Genomic DNA, 12,384 nt, shown 5'->3' on the forward strand with positions numbered 1-12,384 from the left:
GCCGTTTCGGTGGCTGTAAAATCAGCCGATGCCTGCGCTGCCGGCCGGTGCGTGAATCTTTTCGGAAAGCCTGAAATCAGCCGCGTTGTTCAGCCCCATGGCCGGCGATCTTCCGATCCGGCTGCGCCGCATTGCGCTGACGGCAGTGCATGGGATGCCGACGATGTCCGCAAGGCGGCAGGCCCGGCGGAAATCGAAAGCAGGGCCTGACCCGGTGTTCAGCCCCCACATTCAGCACTTTGAAAGCGATGAGAAAAGGCAGGCGGACAGGCGATAATTCTCGCTGTCCGCCTGCCTTGCCAGCGCTACGCTGGCCTGTGTGCGATCAGAACGAGCGGCGGAAGCGCAACCAGCCGCCCATGGAATCGGAATTGCTGGTCTTGAAATTGTCCTTGTAGGAAATTTCCGGCTGGATGTAGAAGCCCGGCGTCACGTTGTAGAGGACGTTGGCCACCAGCGCGAAATTCTCATTCTCATCGTAGCCGAGGGCTATGTTTGCGCCCAGTTTCGATGAGAGCCTGGCGCTTCCGCCACCCCATGCGGCCCAGTTGCCGCCCCACGGCTTGTAGACGCTGTTGGCGATGTGGTCGTCGGTGCCGTAACCCACCATCGCCCACAGGGCGATGCTGTCGGTGGGCTGAAGATCGACACGGATCTTGCCAGCCCATTCCTCATAGTTGGAATCATAGCCGACAACGCCGCGAATCGACCCCCATTTCTGCTGGAAGGCAGCGCCCGCCACCATGTGGGGCAGATAGGAATCGATGGTGTGAACCGGCCCGTCGCCCTGTTCCAGCGCCACGGCGGCCGTGAAGCCGTTGCCTGCGTTGTAGGTATAGGAAATCAGGTTTGTCGATTTCGGGCCGAAGGAGACCAGCTCTTCCTGAATGACCCGCCCGCCATACAGCGTTATCGTCTTGAACAGCGAGTGGGTATAGCCGGCGCGGAAGCCGCCCAGTTCCGCGAAGGCATGCTTCATCTCATAGTATTGCTCGTTGCCGCTGTAGGGCGGCACATTGGTGGAGCGATGGTCGATCCACAGTTCGGTATAGCCCCGCAGGGTCCCGAGGTCGGTTTCGGAGCGGGCGTCGACCTGCAGGGCGAAGCGCGCACGCGAGTAATAGGTGTCGTTGGTTTCCAGACCTGTCTTCTTGTCCAGCGAGGTGCGCCCCAGAAGCTTGCCGGCGGCCACGTCATACTGGACGAAACCTGAAATCCTCAGGCAGTTCTCCGTTCCGGGAATGTAGAAGAAGCCGACGCCGTAGGCATCGCAGACGCGGACATATTCCGCGGGCTCGGGCTCGGCCACGACGATGGCGTCGGCCGCATAGGACAGCGATGCCGACGTCGCAAGAAACGTGGACATGATTGCAATTGTTGAGATAGTTTTCAAAACGAGTTCCCCCACTTGTGGATTTTTCCGATCCGGTTGAAAGACAAAATTCCTCCCCTCCCGGGTCGGAACCGATCCGGGTCTGGCTTTTCACAGGACATAGTTCGGGTGTTCAGACGATCGCTACATCTCGTCCTCCTGAGTTAAGGCTATGATTTATTGAGTATTTTTATGAGGCAATCATAGGCGGCAGGCGTTTGTGCCAGTTGCTGATCCGCTCGTAGAGCAGGGTCGCTTCAAGAACACTGCGGTCTCCGCGCGGGCGCCCCATGATCTGGAAACCCATCGGCAGGCCGTTCTCGTTGAAACCGGCGGGAACGCTGATGGCCGGGCAGCCGGACATGGTTGAGCCGATGACGACTTCCATCCAGCGGTGATAGCTGTCCATTTTGCGGCCGCCGACTTCCTGCGGCCAGTCGATGCCGGCCCTGAAGGGAAACACCTGAGCCGAGGGCAGAACCAGAAAATCGTAGCGTTCGTAAAGACGCAGCAGCGCCAGATACCAGGACGTGCGCACGACGCTCGCATTGTAGACATCGAGGCCCGACTGCCCGAGGCTGCGCTCCACTTCCCAGATCGCCTCCGGCTTGAGCAGGCTTCTGGTTTTCGGGTTCTGATATGCCGCATGCAGCTTGCCGCCGACGCGCTGGCTGCGCAGCGTCAGGAAGGCATCCCAGAGCTGGGCCATGTCGAAGAAGGGCTCGACATCCTCGACCACGGCGCCTTCTTCGGCAAACAGGCTGACGGCCTTTCTGGTCAGTTCCAGAACGCCCGGCTCGAAGGGAAGATGGCCGCCGAAATCACCGAGCCAGCCGATGCGCAGCTTCTTCGGATCGGCAGGGGCCAGTCCGGACAGCCAGCCCTGCGGGTTGTCCAGCGAAAGGGCGGCGCGCGCATCATAGCCGGCCTGTACCGACAGCAGCATGGCCAGATCTTCGACCGTGCGCCCCATCGGCCCGACGACGGGCATCTGGCTGTAGAAGACATCGACGCCTTCGATCGGGATCAGATCCTGCGAAACCCGGAAGCCGTAGACGTTGTTGAAGGCGGCGGGATTCCTGAGGGACCCGCCCATGTCGCTGCCGTCGGCCACTGGCAGCATGCGCAGCGCCAGCGCCACGCCGGCGCCACCGCTCGACCCGCCCCCCACATGGTCGGGATCATAGGCGTTGCGGGTCAGCCCGAAGATCGGGTTGTAGCTGTTGGAGCCAAGGCCGAGTTCGGGAACATTGGTTTTTCCCATGATGATGGCGCCTGCCTTGCGCATGCGCGCAACGAAGATGGAATCTTCCTCGGGAATGTGGTTTTCAAACAGCAGGCAGCCGAGCGTGGTGCGCAGGCCTTTGGTCTGCGCAAGGTCCTTGATCGCCTGCGGAATGCCGTGCAGCGGGCCGACATCCTCGTTTCTCGCCAATGCCAGATCGGCCTGCTCCGCCTCCGCCAGCAGCTCCTCCCGGGGCCGCAGCGAAACGATGGCGTTGACGGCCGGGTTCACGGCGTCGATGTGGTCCAGATAGGTCTTCATCACCTCGACGGCCGAGACTTCCTTTCTGCGCAGCATGGCCGCCAGAGGCACGGCCTCGAATTTGCAGAGTTCGGGAAGGGTGTAATCCTGTTTCATGGTGCTCTCACTCATTTCCATTTTGCCTCATAGAAACGGGGCAGTTCGTCGGGTTGCGCCTGGAATTCGAGATCGGCGCTGAAGGCATAGTTCATGACCGAAGTGTACAGCGGTACGATATAGGCCATTTCCATGGCCCGGTTGAGCACCTTGCTGTAAAGGGCTGCCCGCTCATCATCGTCGATGGCGCCCTTTGCCTCCGTCAGATATTTCAGGATTTCCTCGTCCCGCGCATAGTCGTCGGGATCACCGCTGAACAGCTTGTTGAGGGACGCCGAAACATCCATCACCGAATAGCTGCCCCAGCTTGCCAGATAGAGCGGTGTCTCGCCCTGAGCGTTCTTCTGGATGGCCGCGGCGGCCAGCAGAAACTCCACTTCCAGTTTGATGCCCACCTTGCCGAGAAAGCCCTGTATGGCAGCGAGAATGTTCGGCGAAAGGAAGCTGACCAGCTTTGTCGAAAATCCGTCCGGATAGCCCGCTTCGGCAAGCAGTGCGCGCGCCTTGTCGGGATCGTAGGGATAATCGACCGCATCGTCGGTGTTGCAGCCCTTCTGCAGCGGGAAGCAGGTCGCGCGCGGCACTTCGGCGGCGGGGCTGATGAGCTGGCGGGCAAGCGTCGGCCGGTCGATGGCATGGAAGATCGCCTGCCGCACCTTGAGATTGGTCAGCGGATTGTCCTTGCCGGTCACGCCGGCTGCATCCATGCGCAGATAGGCGATGCGCATCGAGGGCGTGCGCAGCACGTTGAAGCGTGGCACGCGGGCGAGGTTCTCGATCTGGTCGTTGGACACGTCCCAGATCCAGTCCGCATTGCCGGAGAGGAGCTCGGTGAGCTGGGTGCCCGCATCGGTCACGAATTTGAGGCTGATCCTGCCGATGGCGGGACGGCCCTTGGCGCTGCCTTCATAATAGCCGTCGAACAGCTCCATATCGGCGGCCACGCCGGGCTCCACCCGCGTCAGCCGATACGGTCCGCAGCCGATCGGTTCCTGCGAGAATTTCGCATCGCCGACGGCTTCCATATAGGCTTTCGGCAGGATCGGAACCGCAAGCGCAAGGTAATCCAGCGCCGCCGGAAGCGGGTATTTCAGGTTGATGCGCACCACATGGTCGCTCACCTTCTCCGCCCCCGCCATCCAGCGCACATTGGAGGGAACCGACACCTTGGCATCAGGGTGCGAAACCTTGTTCACGGTGAAGACGACGTCATCGGCCGAGAACTTGTCGCCGTTGTGGAAGATGACGTCGTCCCGAAGCTTCAGCTCCAGCACGGTGGGCGATATCCATTCCCAGGATTTCGCCAGCAGCGGCTCGTGCTCATAGGTGCTGGAATTGCGGTGAACCAGCGTGTCCCACACGTGATGGGAAACGGTCAGCCCGGTTCGCTGCAGGTTCATGTAGGGATTGATGTCGGGAATGATCTGGCTGAACAGCACCCGCAGCTGGTTGTTGCCCGACTGAGCGAAAGCCGGCAGGGCGGGCAGCGCCACTGCAGAGCCAAGTATCTTTATGACGTCTCTTCGGTTCATGCCCGTTCTCCTCCGGTTGTTCTGGCCGTGTTGTTCTGGCCCTGTTGTTCTGGCCATGACGGCGTTTATGCGAAATGACACTCGGCGCTGCCGATGCCGGACAGGCGCTCAGGCGCGCTGACCCGGCAAATATCCTGAGCGACCGCACAGCGGGGCCGGAAGCGGCAGCCTGCGGGAATGTTGGACGGGTCAGGCGGCTCGCCCAGAATGTTGAGGGGTATTCCCTTGCCGGTTTCCGGCGTCAGCACCGAATTGAGCAGCGCCTTGCTGTAGGGGTGGCGCGAGCTGCGGAACAGGTCGTCGGCGGTGGCGTATTCGACGATGCGGCCAAGATACATCACCGCCACCTCCGTCGAGACATATTCGACAACCGACAGGTTGTGGCTGATGAACACCAGAGTGAGGTTCAGCTCCCTTTGCAGCTTCGCCAGAAGGTTGAGGATTTGCGCCTGAACCGAGACGTCGAGCGCCGAGGTTGGCTCGTCGCACACCACCACGCGCGGGTCGTTGATCAGCGCGCGGGCGATCGCCACCCGCTGGCGCTGGCCGCCCGACAGCTCGGCCGGATATCTGTCGCCCATGTCGGCGCGCAGTCCCACGCGCTCCATCATCTCGCGGACGCGCTCCATCTGCGCCTTTCGGGGCAGTTCGGCCTGCGCCGTCAGAGGCAGGGCGATGTTGTCCCTGATCCGCCGCTTCGGGTTCAGGGACGAGAATGGGTCCTGCGGAACGAGCTGGATCAGCTTCGCCCGCTTCCTGCGGTCCATGGCGGCAAGAGACTGGCCGTCCACCAGGATACGCCCGCTGGTGGGCGCAAGCAGGCCGACGATCATCTGGGCGAGGGTGGATTTGCCGCATCCGGATTCGCCAACGATGCCCAGTGTGCTGCCTGCCCTCACCGACAGGCTGATGTCGTCGACGGCGACGAGGTTTCGGGTGGGGCGCGCAAAGCCTGCCGAAATGGCATAGCTTCGCGTGACGTTCTCTATCAGGATCGCTGCATCCGGGTTCATTGGCGCACTCCCCCTTCCGGTTGGTTGAGGTGCCAGTCCGCCGGCAGGGTGCAGCGCACGCCCTGACCTCCCGGTGCCTGCCTGATGTCCACGGGCCGGGCGCAGATTTCGGAGGCGAAGCGGCAGCGGTCGCGGAAGCCGCAACCCACGAATTTCGGCGACAGGCGCGGCACGGTGCCGGGAATGCTGCCCAGCTCCTCGCCTTTCATCCGCTTTTCCGGGCGGGGGATGCAGTCCAGCAGGCCGCGCGTATAGGGGTGGGAGGGATTGTCGAACACCGCTTCGACCGGGCCGGTCTCGACCACTTCGCCCGCATACATGACATCGATGTAGTCGGCGATGCGGGCAACGATGCCGAGATCATGGGTGATGAGCAGAATGGACAGGCCAAGGTCCTTCTGAAGATCCTTCAGCAGGCGCAGGATCTGGGCCTGAACGGTGACGTCCAGAGCGGTGGTGGGCTCGTCCGCGATCAGCAGCTTCGGTTCGCACATCAGCGCCATGGCGATCATGACGCGCTGGCGCAATCCGCCGGAAAGCTGGTGCGGGAACTGGCCAAGCCGCATGCCCGCCGCCGTCACGCCGACACGGCCCAGAAGGTCTTCCGCGCGCGCCATGGCCTGCGCCCGCGTGCCGCCGCGATGGCGAAGATAGCCTTCGGTCATCTGCGAGCCGATGGTGTAGGCCGGATTGAGGCTGGTCATCGGGTCCTGAAAGATCATCGCGATCTCATTGCCCGACAGCCGCCTGATCTCACGGTCGGGCGCGCGGATGAGGTCGACGTCGCGATATGTCAGCCGGTCGGCCGAAACGCTCGCATTGCGGGTCAGCAGCCTGAGGATCGAGAGCGCGGTGATCGATTTTCCGCAGCCGGATTCGCCGACGAGGCAATGGATGGTGCCTTCATGAATCTGGAGCGACAGCCCGCGAACGGCGGCGATCTCCGGGCCGAAGGAGATTTTGAGGCGGGAAATGTCAACGAGTGGAGCCATTACCATTCCAATCCGAGAGCCTGGCCACACCGTCGCCGACGAGATTGACCGCCACGACCACGAGCATGAGAGCGATGCCGGGAAGGGTGACGATCCATGCATTGAAGTACATCTGGTCCTTGCCTTCGGCGATCATCAGCCCCCAGGACGGCAGCGGCGGCGGAACGCCGAGCCCGAGGAAGGACAGGGACGCCTCGACAAGGATGGCGAGCGTGATTTCCAGCGTGGCGACCACGATCAGCTGCTCGGAAATGTTGGGAAGAACCTCCCGCCACAGAATCCACGATGTGGAGCAGCCGGACACGCGCGCCGACTTGATGAAGTCGAGATGGCGGATCTGCATCGTCGTGGTTCTGGCGACCACGGCGAAGCGGTCCCACAGCAGAAGGGCGAGAATGGAGACCACGATGGCGAGGCTGCTGCCGACCATGCCCACCACCGCCAGCGCCACCAGAACGGTGGGCAACGAAAGGCGCACGGTGATCAGGAACAGCACGATGCTGTCGACAATCCCGCCGAAATAGCCGCCCAGAACGCCGAGCGTGATGCCGATCACCCCGGCAAACAGCGTCGCCCCCACGCCGATCAGCAGCACGATGCGCGCGCCATAGAGCAGCCGCGCCAGATAGTCCCGGCCGAGCTGGTCGGTCCCCAGAAAATGCTCCGGGTCATGGCCGTCCATCCAGAAGGGCGGCAGCATGCGCTTCATCAGATCCTGGGAGAACGGGTCGTGACCCGATATCTGGTGGGAGAATATGGCCGCGATGGCGACCAGCGACAGTATCAGCGCGCCGATCAGGAAGTCGGCCCGAACCCGGTTCAGATGCATGTCCGGAACGCCCTCATGAAAGCCTGATGCGGGGATCGAGCATGGCGTTCATCACATCGGAGATGAAGGTGATCACCACGTAGATGATGGAGAACATCAGCACGGTTGCCTGAATGACGGCGACGTCGGACTTGATGATGCTTTCCCAGGCCAGATGGCCGACGCCATGCAATGCGAACACGCTCTCGATGACCACGGACCCGCCCAGCGCGTTGCCGAACTGGACGGCGGCGATCGCAACGATGGGGATCGCGGCGTTGCGAAGCGCATGCTTGACGATGATGGAGAAGCTGGAGAGACCTTTCGCCCTGGCGGTGCGCACGTAATCCGATGCCAGCGCCTTGATCATGCCCGAGCGGGCCAGCCGCGCCAGCGCCGGCAGCACCGAGAGCCCGAGAACGAGCGTCGGCATGATGAAGTGGCGCCAGCTGTCGGCGCCGGTGGTCGGCAGCCAACCGAGATGAACGCCGAACACGATGATGAGCATCAGCGCCAGCCAGAAGCTCGGCACAGCCTGATTGGCGCTTATCAGGAGCTGGATCGCGCGGTCGATGAAACGCCCTTCATAAAGGGCGGCGAGGATGCCGAGCGGAAGGGCCAGCGCCAGACCGACCAGCATGCCGAAGACGCCAAGCCGGAAGGTGGTGGGCATGCGCTCGACGATGAGGGAGGAGACATCCTTCCTGAAATAGAAGCTCTGGCCGAAATCACCCCGCACCGCATGCCCGGCCCAGTCGGCGAGCTGAACCGCAAGCGGCCTGTCCAGACCATAAGCCCGGCGCACCTGCTCTATATCGGCCTGAGTGGCTTCCGGCCCGGCGATGGTCGTGGCCACGTCGCCGCTCATCCGGGTAAGCGAAAAGCTGATGAGAAGAGCAAAGGCACACACATATGGATATGAGGATTCTTCGCAGAACAAAAAAAAGCACGTGATCTCCCCCGACGCGTCATCACCCTGCAGAGCGCTTTGCAGCGGCCGGGTCTGGTGAACCCCTGGCTGCCCTCACGGAAATCTCATCATCGGAACCAGCAGAGAAACGGGCCTCCAATGATTTTCCGAGCGACCGATGTTTTGGGCGTGAACTCTTGTTATTGCTCCCGAATAACGGATATTCAGGACTTTGGAGCGCGGATTGTCAAGGAGAAAAATTGATTTGCCAGTGCAACTGGATTTTTCTCCCGCGCAGCGATGACGGGCAGCCGGCTCATGTGGCGCTCTCCCATGCGCGGCCGCTTTGCGGCCTTACGCGTACGGAATCTTCGCGGATCAAGGCGTTGCTGCCGATAGCCTCTTTCCGTCGCGTCGCGCGAGCTGCAATTGTGACGCGGTCAGGCGAGCCACGCGGCGGCCGAGCCTGCGCCGGGCGTTACCCTCATCCCGATGACAGGGAGATGTCATGCCACGCTCCCGGGCGATGTATTTTCCGGCAGGGGCCGGACAGCCGGTCGTCAGGCGCGGGACCCTTGCCGGGGTGCTGCGAGTCGCGGATGCCGGAAGCTCCGAAAAAATGAGAAACGCGCCTGGCGTTCATGTGCCGGTCGTCATGGCCGCGTACTTTCAGGTTTCACTTATGTTCGGGATGCGCTCTGCCAGCTCGGGTTTGGGTGATGCTGGCTGGCTGCGGAGCGCGAGTGATACGCGCTGCCGGTTGCATGTTTCGCGGTACCCGCAGCAGACCGCCATCGCGCTCTTCATGTCAGGCCGGAAACGATGATAGGTGTAACGGACGGTGGACGGGGCCGCCCGCCTTCTTTAACACCCATTGGCTTCAGGCGCGCTGACCTCACATCACGACCCGGAGCGCAGCGCCAGCCGCAGATCACAGACCAGTAAGGGAAGACAAGACCATGACCTCCGCACCTTTTCCCGCCGCGATGGAAGCCACGCTGGCGGAGATTCTTCCCTCGCTTCGCGAAACCCGTCAGGATCTGCATCGCCATCCCGAGATCGGTTTTAAGGAAGTCCGCACCGCCGCCATGGTGGCTGAGAAGCTGCGCGCTCTGGGGCTGGAGGTCACCGAAGGCGTTGGCGGCACCGGTGTGGTGGGCACGCTGCGCGCCGGCACCGGCAACCGCGCCATCGGCTTTCGCGCAGATATGGATGCACTGGCGATGACGGAGGCGACCGGCTTGCCGCATGCCTCCACCATCGACGGCATGATGCATGGCTGCGGGCATGACGGCCACACCACCATGCTGCTGGGCGCGGCCGAGGTTCTGGCCCGCAATCCCGAATTTTCCGGCACCATCCATTTCATCTTCCAGCCGGCCGAGGAAGGGCTGGGCGGCGCCCCGGCCATGATGCGCGACGGTCTGTTCGAGCGCTTCCCGGTCGATGCGGTCTATGGCCTGCACAACAAGCCCAACCTTCCCGAAGGCTCGTTCAATGTCGCGATTGGCCCGATGCTCGCCGCCGCCGACATCTACACCGTGACCTTCGGCGGGCAGGGCGGCCATGGCGGCTCCGGCCCGCATCTGTCGATCGATCCGACGCTGGCCGCCGCGCAGTTCGTCATGAACCTCCAGTCGATCGTCGGCCGCAACCTGTCGCCCTTCGATCAGGGCGTGGTCAGCGTCGGCCATATCGGCGGCGGCAACTACGATGCGCCCAACGTCATCCCCTCGAAGGTGGTTATCCGCGGCACCACGCGCTCCTTCAAACCCGAGACGCGCGACCTGATCGAGCGCCGGCTGAACGAGATGGCGAAGGCCGCCGCCGACGCCTACGGCACCACGCTGGAGGTGGATTACAACCGCATGTTCCCCTCGCTGCACAATCCGGAAGAATCGACAAACCGTATTGCTGAGGCGCTGCGTCAGCGCTTCGGCGATGCGCGCGTCGATGACCGCGCATCGCCCGGCATGGGCGCGGAGGACTTCGCCTATATGCTCGAACAGTCGACCGGCTGCTTCTTCTTCCTTGGTGCTGGCGATGGTCCGGCCCTGCATTCGGACCGCTATGATTTCAACGACAAGCTGATCGGCGACGGCGTGCGCTACTGGCTGACCGTGGCGCTCGAAGAGCTGCGTGCATGAACCAGCGTCAGCTGATGGCGTTTCGGGCCGCGATGATGCACGGCTCGATCACGGCGGCTGCGAAACGTCTCAACGTCTCGCAGCCGGCTGTCAGCAGGCTGATCGCGGATCTGGAATTCAGCCTCGGTTTTACGCTGTTCACGCGCCAGACCGGGGGCATCGTGCCGACGCGCGAGGCACAGGAATTCTTCCGCGAAGTGGACATGATGTTCTACGGCCTCGACCGCCTGACCATGGTGGCCGAGGAAATCCGCACCCTGTCGCGGGCGACGGTGCGCTTCGCCACCCTGCCGATGCTGAGCTTCGAGGTGGTTCCGCAGGCGCTGATGCGGTTCCGCACACGCCATCCTCAGGTGCATATGCTGCAGGATGTCTACACATCCGCCCGGGTTCTCGAACTGGTCGCCTCGCGGCAGGTCGAGCTTGGCGTGGCGCAGACCCACAAGCGCCGCGACGACATCGAAATCCTGCACACCTATCACGCGCGCTGCGTGTGCGTCATGCAGCCCGGCCACCGGCTGGCCTCGCGGGAGCTGATCACGCCGGAGGATCTGGAGAACGAGCCGCTGATCATGCTGGCGCGCCACACCATTTCGGCAAGCTACATCGCCAACGCTTTTGCCGACCACGGTATTTCGCCGACCATCGCCGCCGAGAGCCAGCCCTCCTTCGCCGCCGGTTCGCTGGCCGCGGCGGGTTGCGGAATTGCATTTGTGGATGAGCTGACCGCCATGGCGCTGCGCGGCAGGGTTTCCGCCGTTGCCTTCGAGCCGGAAGTGCCGTTCGATATCTGCATTCTCAAGCCGCGTGAGACGCCGCTTTCCCGTGCGGCGGCGGGCTTTCTGGCGGAACTGGTCGCGGGAATCGAAACCGCGCTGGCCGGCCGGGCGACCCCATAATATTCAGTTATGGGGTCCTGCACTTATTCTATTTGCCCTGTGCCAGCCACACCGCCACAGTTAGCCAACTCTGGTGGTTTGAAGCGGAATTCCGTGTTGGGAGGCAGAAATGGCGCATAAGAAACCCGAAGGCTCGTTCGTCGCGCTCGTCACGCCGATGAATGGCGATGGCAGCATCGATTTCGAGGGCTTTCGCACGCTGCTCGACTGGCATCAGTCGCATGGCACCTCCGCCGTGCTGATCATGGGCTCGACCGGCGAAGTGTCGATGCTGTCGCCGCAGGAGCGCCGCGAGATCGTCGAGAAGACGGTGGCGATGAAGCCGGGCGACATGCAGATGTATTATGGCTGCACCGGTAACAACACTGAAACCACCATCGATTATGTGCGCCATGCCAGGGCCGCCGGCGCGGATGGCGCGATCGTTGCCGCCCCCGCCTATATCGGCGCCGACAACGATGCCATCACCGATTTCATGTTCGAGGTTCTCGACAGCGCCGATCTGGCGATGGGCTTCTACAACAACCCGCCGCGCGTCAAGACGGACCTCCACTGGAGCGATCTGCTGAAGCTCGCCCGCCACGACAACATGGTGGTGCTGAAGGAATCGACCACGCGCGTGGGGCAGGTGGCGCAGGTCTGCGCGGCGAAGCCCGACATGTCGATCATGTGCTGCTGCTCGCCCAATCTCGGCCTCGTCGTGCCGACCATGTCTCTGGGCGGCCATGGCACGGCCAACATGACCGGCAACATCATTCCCGCCGAAATGGTCACGATCTCGACGCCATGGCGCGCGGAAGGCGATGCGGCTGCGTTCCGCGAAGCCTATCTTCGCAACCTGCCGATCCTGCATTTCGTCTATTCGGCCATCAATCCGGTGGCGACCAAGACCATCATGCGCGCGCTCGGCCTGCCTTCCGGCCCGCTGCGCAAGCCGCTCCAGCCGCTGGCGCCGGCAGCGCTTCAGGCCGGTCTCGACGCTTACCGGGCGCTCGGCCTGGACAAGAAGTACGGCCTCTCGATCAGCCCGGCTGCGATCGCGGCCGAATAACCGCACACCGGCGGCTGC

At 62.8% G+C, this 12,384-nt stretch carries 10 protein-coding genes; 3 read left to right on the forward strand and 7 right to left on the reverse strand.

Annotation, left to right across the window (positions count from 1 at the left end):
* Positions 1–325 precede the first annotated feature (325 nt).
* The 7 genes from MIC97_RS18725 to MIC97_RS18755 all read right to left on the reverse strand — a co-directional run bounded on the left by MIC97_RS18725 (position 326) and on the right by MIC97_RS18755 (position 8,215).
* Positions 326–1,366, reverse strand: a complete 1,041-nt coding sequence (locus MIC97_RS18725; RefSeq protein ID WP_239801507.1) for a porin — start codon at positions 1,364–1,366, stop codon at positions 326–328.
* A 196-nt stretch (positions 1,367–1,562) separates the two neighbouring features.
* Positions 1,563–3,014, reverse strand: coding sequence for an amidase (locus MIC97_RS18730; RefSeq protein WP_239801508.1), 1,452 nt, complete (start codon positions 3,012–3,014; stop codon positions 1,563–1,565).
* 11 nt (positions 3,015–3,025) lie between these two features.
* Positions 3,026–4,546 carry an ABC transporter substrate-binding protein gene (locus MIC97_RS18735; protein WP_239801509.1) on the reverse strand — a complete coding sequence of 507 codons (1,521 nt, stop codon included), beginning with the start codon at positions 4,544–4,546 and terminating at the stop codon, positions 3,026–3,028.
* A 65-nt stretch (positions 4,547–4,611) separates the two neighbouring features.
* The gene (locus MIC97_RS18740) at positions 4,612–5,559 is read right to left on the reverse strand and encodes an ABC transporter ATP-binding protein (RefSeq protein ID WP_239801510.1); all 948 of its coding nucleotides are present in this window, start codon (positions 5,557–5,559) and stop codon (positions 4,612–4,614) included.
* Positions 5,556–6,551: an ABC transporter ATP-binding protein gene (locus tag MIC97_RS18745; protein WP_239801511.1), complete on the reverse strand. Its 996-nt coding sequence runs from the start codon at positions 6,549–6,551 to the stop codon at positions 5,556–5,558. The genes MIC97_RS18740 and MIC97_RS18745 overlap by 4 nt, the downstream gene beginning before the upstream one ends.
* Positions 6,535–7,380 carry an ABC transporter permease gene (locus MIC97_RS18750; protein WP_239801512.1) on the reverse strand — a complete coding sequence of 282 codons (846 nt, stop codon included), beginning with the start codon at positions 7,378–7,380 and terminating at the stop codon, positions 6,535–6,537. The genes MIC97_RS18745 and MIC97_RS18750 overlap by 17 nt, the downstream gene beginning before the upstream one ends.
* Before the next feature lie 13 nt (positions 7,381–7,393).
* Complete coding sequence (locus MIC97_RS18755) at positions 7,394–8,215, reverse strand: ABC transporter permease (RefSeq protein WP_345773566.1); 822 nt, start codon at positions 8,213–8,215, stop codon at positions 7,394–7,396.
* Between the two features lie 1,013 nt (positions 8,216–9,228).
* Here MIC97_RS18755 and MIC97_RS18760 point away from each other — a divergent pair.
* From MIC97_RS18760 to MIC97_RS18770, 3 genes are all read left to right on the forward strand, one after another.
* On the forward strand, positions 9,229–10,416 hold the full coding sequence (locus tag MIC97_RS18760) for an amidohydrolase (protein WP_239801513.1): 1,188 nt from the start codon (positions 9,229–9,231) through the stop codon (positions 10,414–10,416).
* Entirely contained in the window at positions 10,413–11,315 is a 903-nt protein-coding gene (locus MIC97_RS18765) for a LysR family transcriptional regulator (protein WP_239801514.1), read from the forward strand. The genes MIC97_RS18760 and MIC97_RS18765 overlap by 4 nt, the downstream gene beginning before the upstream one ends.
* A gap of 109 nt (positions 11,316–11,424) precedes the next feature.
* Entirely contained in the window at positions 11,425–12,366 is a 942-nt protein-coding gene (locus tag MIC97_RS18770; protein WP_183832114.1) for a dihydrodipicolinate synthase family protein, read from the forward strand.
* Positions 12,367–12,384 lie beyond the last annotated feature (18 nt).

Origin of the sequence: Aquamicrobium sp. NLF2-7, assembly GCF_022359935.1 — a bacterium.
Taxonomy (GTDB): domain Bacteria; phylum Pseudomonadota; class Alphaproteobacteria; order Rhizobiales; family Rhizobiaceae; genus Mesorhizobium; species Mesorhizobium lusatiense.

What these genes read in the sequence shown, in the direction of transcription:
- MIC97_RS18725 (WP_239801507.1), bottom strand. Translation starts at nt 1,366, where the DNA reads ATGTCCACGTTTCTTGCGACGTCGGCATCGCTGTCCTATGCGGCCGAC.
- MIC97_RS18735 (WP_239801509.1), bottom strand. Translation starts at nt 4,546, where the DNA reads ATGAACCGAAGAGACGTCATAAAGATACTTGGCTCTGCAGTGGCGCTG.
- MIC97_RS18770 (WP_183832114.1), top strand. Translation starts at nt 11,425, where the DNA reads ATGGCGCATAAGAAACCCGAAGGCTCGTTCGTCGCGCTCGTCACGCCG.
- MIC97_RS18730 (WP_239801508.1), bottom strand. Translation starts at nt 3,014, where the DNA reads ATGAAACAGGATTACACCCTTCCCGAACTCTGCAAATTCGAGGCCGTG.
- MIC97_RS18750 (WP_239801512.1), bottom strand. Translation starts at nt 7,380, where the DNA reads ATGCATCTGAACCGGGTTCGGGCCGACTTCCTGATCGGCGCGCTGATA.
- MIC97_RS18760 (WP_239801513.1), top strand. Translation starts at nt 9,229, where the DNA reads ATGACCTCCGCACCTTTTCCCGCCGCGATGGAAGCCACGCTGGCGGAG.
- MIC97_RS18740 (WP_239801510.1), bottom strand. Translation starts at nt 5,559, where the DNA reads ATGAACCCGGATGCAGCGATCCTGATAGAGAACGTCACGCGAAGCTAT.
- MIC97_RS18765 (WP_239801514.1), top strand. Translation starts at nt 10,413, where the DNA reads ATGAACCAGCGTCAGCTGATGGCGTTTCGGGCCGCGATGATGCACGGC.
- MIC97_RS18745 (WP_239801511.1), bottom strand. Translation starts at nt 6,551, where the DNA reads ATGGCTCCACTCGTTGACATTTCCCGCCTCAAAATCTCCTTCGGCCCG.